The organism is Streptomyces pseudogriseolus (assembly GCA_002154585.1).
GTDB lineage: Bacteria > Actinomycetota > Actinomycetes > Streptomycetales > Streptomycetaceae > Streptomyces > Streptomyces pseudogriseolus.
This window is the reverse complement of record MUNG01000538.1, coordinates 1-6641: the sequence shown is the minus strand read 5'-3', so window position 1 is coordinate 6641 and position 6641 is coordinate 1. Positions and strand designations below refer to the sequence as shown.

The 6641-nt window shown below is 72.4% G+C and carries 5 protein-coding genes and 2 pseudogenes; 4 read left to right on the top strand and 3 right to left on the bottom strand.

Annotation, left to right across the window (positions count from 1 at the left end):
• Together CCN29_RS32365 and CCN29_RS32360 are read right to left on the bottom strand one after the other, a co-directional pair.
• A partial coding sequence (locus tag CCN29_RS32365; protein ID WP_086686085.1) for an FAD-dependent oxidoreductase occupies positions 1–1356 on the bottom strand: 1356 nt, incomplete at its 3' end.
• Positions 1353–2321, bottom strand: a complete 969-nt coding sequence (locus CCN29_RS32360; protein ID WP_228730960.1) for a methyltransferase — start codon at positions 2319–2321, stop codon at positions 1353–1355. The genes CCN29_RS32360 and CCN29_RS32365, both read right to left, overlap by 4 nt.
• 257 nt (positions 2322–2578) lie before the next feature.
• Here CCN29_RS32360 and CCN29_RS32355 point away from each other — a divergent pair, with 257 nt between their 5' ends.
• The 4 genes and pseudogenes from CCN29_RS32355 to CCN29_RS32340 all read left to right on the top strand — a co-directional run.
• On the top strand, positions 2579–3070 hold the full coding sequence (locus CCN29_RS32355; protein WP_006135477.1) for an SgcJ/EcaC family oxidoreductase: 492 nt from the start codon (positions 2579–2581) through the stop codon (positions 3068–3070).
• Between the two features lie 82 nt (positions 3071–3152).
• On the top strand, positions 3153–3647 hold the full coding sequence (locus tag CCN29_RS32350) for a MarR family winged helix-turn-helix transcriptional regulator (RefSeq protein ID WP_006135479.1): 495 nt from the start codon (positions 3153–3155) through the stop codon (positions 3645–3647).
• A gap of 87 nt (positions 3648–3734) precedes the next feature.
• The gene (locus CCN29_RS32345) at positions 3735–4307 is read left to right on the top strand and encodes a DUF4865 family protein (RefSeq protein WP_086686080.1); all 573 of its coding nucleotides are present in this window, start codon (positions 3735–3737) and stop codon (positions 4305–4307) included.
• 117 nt (positions 4308–4424) lie between these two features.
• A pseudogene (locus tag CCN29_RS32340) lies at positions 4425–6422 on the top strand (MMPL family transporter); the annotation flags it as partial.
• Between the two features lie 60 nt (positions 6423–6482).
• On the opposite strand, the pseudogene CCN29_RS36500 reads toward CCN29_RS32340, so the two are convergent.
• A pseudogene (locus CCN29_RS36500) lies at positions 6483–6569 on the bottom strand (MMPL family transporter); the annotation flags it as partial.
• Between the last annotated feature and the right edge of the window lie 72 nt (positions 6570–6641).

Here is a 6641-nt window from a genome sequence, read left to right as displayed (position 1 = left end):
GTTCGCCGAGGACCCGGCCGATCCGGCAGCGGCCGAACTCGCCGGCAAGGAGGCCTCGGCCGGGTCCTCGGGGAACGCCAGCACCGTCCAGTCGCCCCGTCCGAGCAGCCGGAACAGCCGGCCGCCGTCCCACTCGGCGTCCGGAACCCGCTCGCCCGCGCCGGGGCCCGCGCTCAGCGCGCTCTCCGGATAGCCGAGCGTCAGACCCGTGTGCCCCGCACCCGCGTCCGCCAGCCGGGAACGCAGCAGCGCGAACGGCGGTACCGGCCCCACTCCGCCCCAGTACGTACGGCCGTTGCGCTCGGCGAGCGCCAGGGCGACCGGCCGCCGCTCGGCCTCGTAGGTGTCGAGGAGGCGCGCGGGAGCCCGTCCGTGCACCACGGCGGCCAGCTTCCAGCCCAGGTTGAACGCGTCCTGCACACCGGTGTTCATGCCCTGCGCGGTCACCGGCATCACGGTGTGTGCGCTGTCGCCCGCGAGCAGACAGCGCCCCACCCGGTAGGTGCCGGCCACCGCGTTGTACAGCCGCACCCGCCAGTGGAACCGCCCGTCGTGGAACTCCAGGTCCGGCACCCCGCTGACCCGGCGTACCGCGTCCAGCACCTCCGCCACACCGGGGTCCCCGGTCCGCGACGGGTCGGGGTCGGCGACACCGGCGTAGAAGCGGTGCCGGCCGTCGGGCAGGGGAGCGGTGCCCAGGGAGCCGGCCTCGGTCAGGAACAGGTGGCAGTGCGCCGGGTCGCCCGGCAGCGAGCCGGTCCAGCGGGCGTCGATCTGCAGCAGCTGGGTGCCGGGGCACGGTGTCTTCTCCCATGCCGCCCCCATCCCGTCCCGCACGCTGCTGTGCGGACCCTGGGCCCCGACGACCCACTCGGCCCGCACGTCCCGCACGGAACCGTCGGCGCCCGCCAGCCGGACCGTGACCCGGGCCGGGCCCTGCGTCAGCTGCACGGCGGTGAGGCCTCGTTCGACCCGCACGCCGAGTCCGGCCAGGTGGCGGGTGAGCATCTCCTCGGTCGCCGGCTGACCGATCAGCAGGGGCCGGGGATACCGTGTCCCGGGCTGGTCGGCGGGCCTGGTCACCGGCGGCAGTCCGGTGAAGTGGTGGACCCGGTGGGTGTAGGGCACCCCGGCGTCCAGGTAGTCGCCGACCGGGAGCCCCATGAGGTCGAAGACCTCCAGCGTGCGCTGCCACACCGTGCACGCCCGTGTGCCGGTGCGCGGCTCGGTCCGCCGGTCGACGATCCGTACCCGTACGCCTCTGCGCGCCAGCTCGATCGCCGTGCACAGGCCGACCGGTCCGGCGCCGACCACGAGCACCTCGGGGTCCCCGGCCGGGGAGGCGCCCCCGCTCACACCCGCTCCCAGAACAGCAAGGAGTGGTGCGAGGGCAGCGCGGTGACTCCGGCGGGCCGTAGCCCGGCCTCGGCCGCCAGGGCGGTGAACTCCTCCAGCGTCCGCTCGCGGCCCTTGTTGAACACGAGCATGCGCAGGTCGTACTCGGTGTTGAGCTGCTTGCCCGCGTCCTCGGCCACGACCCGCTCCACGACCACGACCCGGCCGCCCTCCGGCAGCGCCTCGGCGCACCGGCGCAGGATCGCCACGGACTTCTCGTCGTCCCAGTCGTGCAGGATCTGGCTGAGCAGGTACACGTCGGCTCCGGCGGGCAGCGGGTCGAAGAACGACTGCCCGATCACCTCGGTCCGCTCGGCGAGCCCCGCCGCCGCGAAGCGCTTCGAGCCGCCCTCGACCGTGCCCGGCAGGTCCACGAGCGTGCCCCGGGTGTCCGGGGCGGCCCGCAGGACCGCCTCCAGCAGGGCGCCCGTGCCGCCGCCGATGTCGGCGATCCGGCGCACCTCGTGCCAAGGACGGGCCCGGGCCACCTCGGGGGCGAGCCGGCCCTGGACGGCGGCCATCTGGACGTTGAAGGAGTCGGCCAGCTCCGGGTGCGCCTCCAGGTCCTCCCAGAAGGAGACGCCGAAGACCGCGTCGTAGCCGGGTTCGCCGGTGCGCACCGCGTGCAGCAGGCCTCCGCAGGCGGCCAGGTCGATCCGCCCGCTGGCGCCCTCCAGGTCCAGCCAGTGCCGCATCCGTGACGGGTGGCCGTCGAGCAGCAGCCGTGAGGTGGCGGTCAGACCGTACTCACCGGGTCGGTCCTCGCCGAAGACGTCGCGGCAGGCGAGGAACCGCATGAGACGTCCCAGCGCGTCGGGGTCCGTCCCGGTGCGTTCGGCCAGCGCCTCCAGGGTGCGGACGCCCGCATCGATGTGGTCGGCGACGCGCAGCGTGGCCGCCACGCGCACCGCGACGGGGGTGAACACGTCGACGAAGGCCGGCCGTCCGCCCGGGCCGCGCGAGGGCTGCTGGGTGTGCTGGGTGTGGGTGTCGATGGCAATGCACCTCTTCCGTGAGCGTCGTCGGGCTGCGGCGCATGGTCCTGACGACGGCTAGACGGGCGCTCAAGGGCGGCTGGCGGGACCCACCGGGCGCTTGACACCCCGGACAGCTCTCTCTAAATTAGAGACACACGGAAAGTGAGAAGAACGAAATCCGAGTGAATTGGAAAGGGAGCACCGCCATGAACGCCACCCGAACCCACCTGTTCTCCACCACCGACGCCCGCGCCGTCCTGTCCGCTCTCGCCGCCCGCTGGGACGCGGGCGACGGCACCGGATACGGCGAGCTGTTCACCCCCGACGCCACCTATGTCCAGTTCAACGGCGTCCTGCTGAGCGGCCGCAGGGAGATCGCCGAGATGCACGACTTGATGTTCCGGACGATGCTCTACGGCACCCGGCTGGTCACCCACGACATCGAGAGCGTGCGCACGGTGGGCGAGGACCAGGCCGTCGTGGTCTCCACCGGGGCCGCGCTCTACCCCTGGCAGAAGGAGGTCACGCCCAAGCGGTTGTCGAGGCAGACCCTCATCCTGGAGCGGGTGGACGGCCGCTGGCTCGTCGCGGGCTTCCAGAACGCCCGCATCAAGCCCTTCCCCACCAGCGGACCGGTGTTCGCGCTCGCCGCCAGGGCCGTCCGGATGAGGGTCGACCGCGCCCTCCGTGCGGCCTGACCCGTACCGGCCGGCGGGCGCACGGAGCACGGCCGGCGCCAGTACGCTGGCCGGAACCGAACGGCAGAAAGGCAGGCCGACGATGCGACCGCACGGTGAAGAGGCGCCGGCCCCGGACAACCTGGGCACCCTCCTGGCGCTGGCCACATCACTGCGCGTGCAGGCGGCCAGGACGGTCCTCTTCCAGTCCGCGGTGGCCCAGTCGATCGGGCTCAACGCCACCGACTTCAACTGCCTCAGTCTGCTGGACCTGGAGGGCCCCATGACACCCGGCCGGCTCGCGGAGCGGGCCGGACTGAGCCGGGGAGGGGCCATCACCGCGGTGATCGACCGTCTCCAGAAGGCAGGGTTCGTACGCCGCAGGCCGGACCCCGAGGACCGACGGCGCGTGATCGTCGAGACGGTCCCCGAGACCTTCGCCGAACACGTGGACACGGTCTTCGCCGACTTCCGCGCCGCACTGGGCAAGCTGCTGGCCGGGCTCACCCCCGAACAGCAGGAACTGCTGCTCGACTTCACCAACCGCAGCAACGAGATCTTCCATGCGGAGACCCTGCGGCTCCAGGAGCGCGCCTGACGGCCGCCCGCCGTCCTCCCGGTCCAGCGCCCCTCCAGCAAGCCGCGGCACAGTGTCCTCACCGTGAACCGGAAGAGGTGACGTGCCGTGCTGACCGCCCACTACTCGATCCCGCTGCCCGCCGACTACGACATGGACATCGTCGTCCGACGCGTGGCGGACCGCGCGGCCCTCTGGGACGCGCGAACCGGACTGCTGTTCAAGGCCTTCTGCATCACCGAGGCCGGCGGCCCGGGACCCGCGCACAACAGCTACGCCCCCTTCTACGTCTGGGCCGCACCGCAGGAGTTCGCCCGGTTCCTCACCGGCGCCGAGTACGCCGGCCTCTGCGCCGCCTTCGGACCGGTGCCCGTCCGCACCGGAACCATCCTGCAGTGCACCGTCGGCACCGGGCCCGCCGGACACCTCGTCAGCGAGACCGAGCCGCTCGGACCCGTCACCGACCTGCGGGAGAGGGCCCGCGCGGAGGCCGAACGCCACCGCGCGGTCCTGGCCGACCCGGCCGTCCACTCGCACGTCGTGGACCTCGACTCCGCCACCATGACCCTCACCCGGCGCACGCTCCTGCGCGAGGGGAGCGAGGCGCCCCGGGCGAAGAGCGGCGAGCAGGTCCTGCGCGTGCTGCACCTGTCCCAACCCGCACCGACATCCACCAGCTGACGCACGGTCGATCCGCACCGCCGGACAGGCGGCTCGTCACCCCGGGCTCGAGCCCGGCTCGAGCCGGGCCCGACGCGGTCCTGGCACGACTGGGCGCACTGTCTCAACAAGGAGTGCATGGTGACCACTACTCCGGTCCGGGGCGACACCGCCACCACGCCGCCACCCCCCCACCGCCGTTCCCTCCTGGAACGCACCGCCGGATTCGCCCAGCGGCACCGCTGGACCGCCCTGCTGCTCTGGGTCGTCGTCCTGTTCGCTGTCTGGGGCGGCGCGTCCGCCACCGGCGACGCCTATCGCGACGACTTCTCCCTGCCGGGCACCGAGACGCAACAGGCGCTCGAAAGCATGGAGAAGCACGGCTCGGCGCAGGCCGGCGACACCCTCGACATCGTGCTGCACGACGGCGGGGGCCTGAAGGACGACGGCAACCGCCGCAGGATCACCGCCATGCTGGACAAGGTGGCGGACCTGCCCGAGGTCGCCCAGGTGCGCAGCCCCTACGAGGACGCACAGGCGATCTCCTCCGACGGCACCGTCGGCTACGCCACCGTGGTGCTCGACGGCTCGTCCGAGGACATGGCCAAGGAGGACACCCGGCGCATCCTCGACACCGCCCGCACCGCGCAGGCGGACGGCCTCGACGTCGAACTCGGCGGCGACGCCGCCCGCAAGCTCGGCGAGCCCGAGGGCGGCGCCGCGGAGGGCATCGGCATGCTGGCCGCCCTCGTCGTGCTCGGCCTGATGTTCGGCACCGTCATCGCCGCCGGACTGCCCGTCATCACCGCCGTGTTCGCCGTCGGCAGCACCCTCGGCGCCATCGTCCTGCTGTCGCACGTCTTCACGATCGCCAGCTACACCCCGTACATCATGATGCTGGTCGGCCTGGGTGTCGGCATCGACTACGCGCTGCTGATCTTCGCCCGCTACCGCGCCGAGCTGGTACGCGGGGCGGACCCCGACGAAGCGGGCCGGCGCGCCCTGGACCTCGCCGGACGCACGGTGTTCTTCGCCGGATGCACCGTCATCGTGGCGCTGCTCGGACTGGTCGCCCTGGGCCTGGGATCCCTGCAGGGCACCGCCGTGGCCGTCGCGCTCACCGTCCTGGTGACCATGATCGCCTCGCTGACGCTGCTGCCCGCGCTGCTCGCCCTGTTCGGCAAGCGCTTCGCCCGGCAGTTCAGGGCGAAGGCCGAGAAGCGGGCCGCCAAGGGCAAGGAACTCGGGGGAGGCGCCCGCTGGCGCCGCTGGGCCGGCCTGGTGCAGCGCCGTCCGCTGGCCTTCCTGATCGTGTCGGTCGCCGCGCTCGGGGCGCTGTCCGCTCCCGCGCTGGACATGCGCCTCGGCTTCGCCGACGCGGGCAACGACCCGGCCGCCACCACCAGCCGCAAGGCCTACGACCTGCTCGCCGACGGTTTCGGCCCCGGCTTCAACGGGCCGCTCGTCGTGGTCACCGAGGGCGATGCCACCTCCGGCGCGGCCCTCTCCCGGACGCTCAACGACACCGACGGCGTGGCCGCCGCCACCGGACCGATCCCGGCCGAGGACGGCAAGGCGTTCACCGTCATCGCCTTCCCCGAGACCTCCCCCCAGGACGAGGACACCACCGAACTCGTGCACACCCTGCGCGACGGTGTCCTGGTGGACCTGGAGGAGGAGACGGGCGCCCGCTACCTGGTCGGCGGTTCCACCACCGCGGTCATCGACTACGCCGACACCGTCTCCGAGCGCATGCCGCTGTTCATCGCCATCGTGGTCGGTCTGTCGCTGCTGATCCTGGTCGCCGTGTTCCGCTCACTGCTGGTGCCGCTGAAGGCCGCACTGCTCAACCTGCTGAGCATCGGCGCCGCGCTGGGCGCCATGACCCTGGTCTTCCAGAAGGGCATGTTCGGTCTGGAGCCGGGACCCATCGAGGCGTACCTGCCGATCATGATCTTCGCGATCGTCTTCGGCCTCTCCATGGACTACGAGATCTTCCTGGTCTCCCGTATCCGTGAGGAGTGGCTGCGCAGCCGGGACGCCACGGCCGCGATCCGCGAAGGGGTCGCCCACACCGGCTCGGTCGTCCTCGCCGCCGGCGCGATCATGGTGGCCGTCTTCGGCGCCTTCATCCTCGGCGGCGAGGACGACCGAGCCGGTGTGGGCGACCCCTTCGCGGATCGCGGCCGTGGCGTCCCGGCTGCGCAGCCACTCCTCACGGATACGGGAGACCAGGAAGATCTCGTAGTCCCTGGAGCGGCCGAAGACGATCGCGAAGATCATGATCGGCAGGTACGCCTCGATGGGTCCCGGCTCCAGACCGAACATGCCCTTCTGGAAGACCAGGGTCATGGC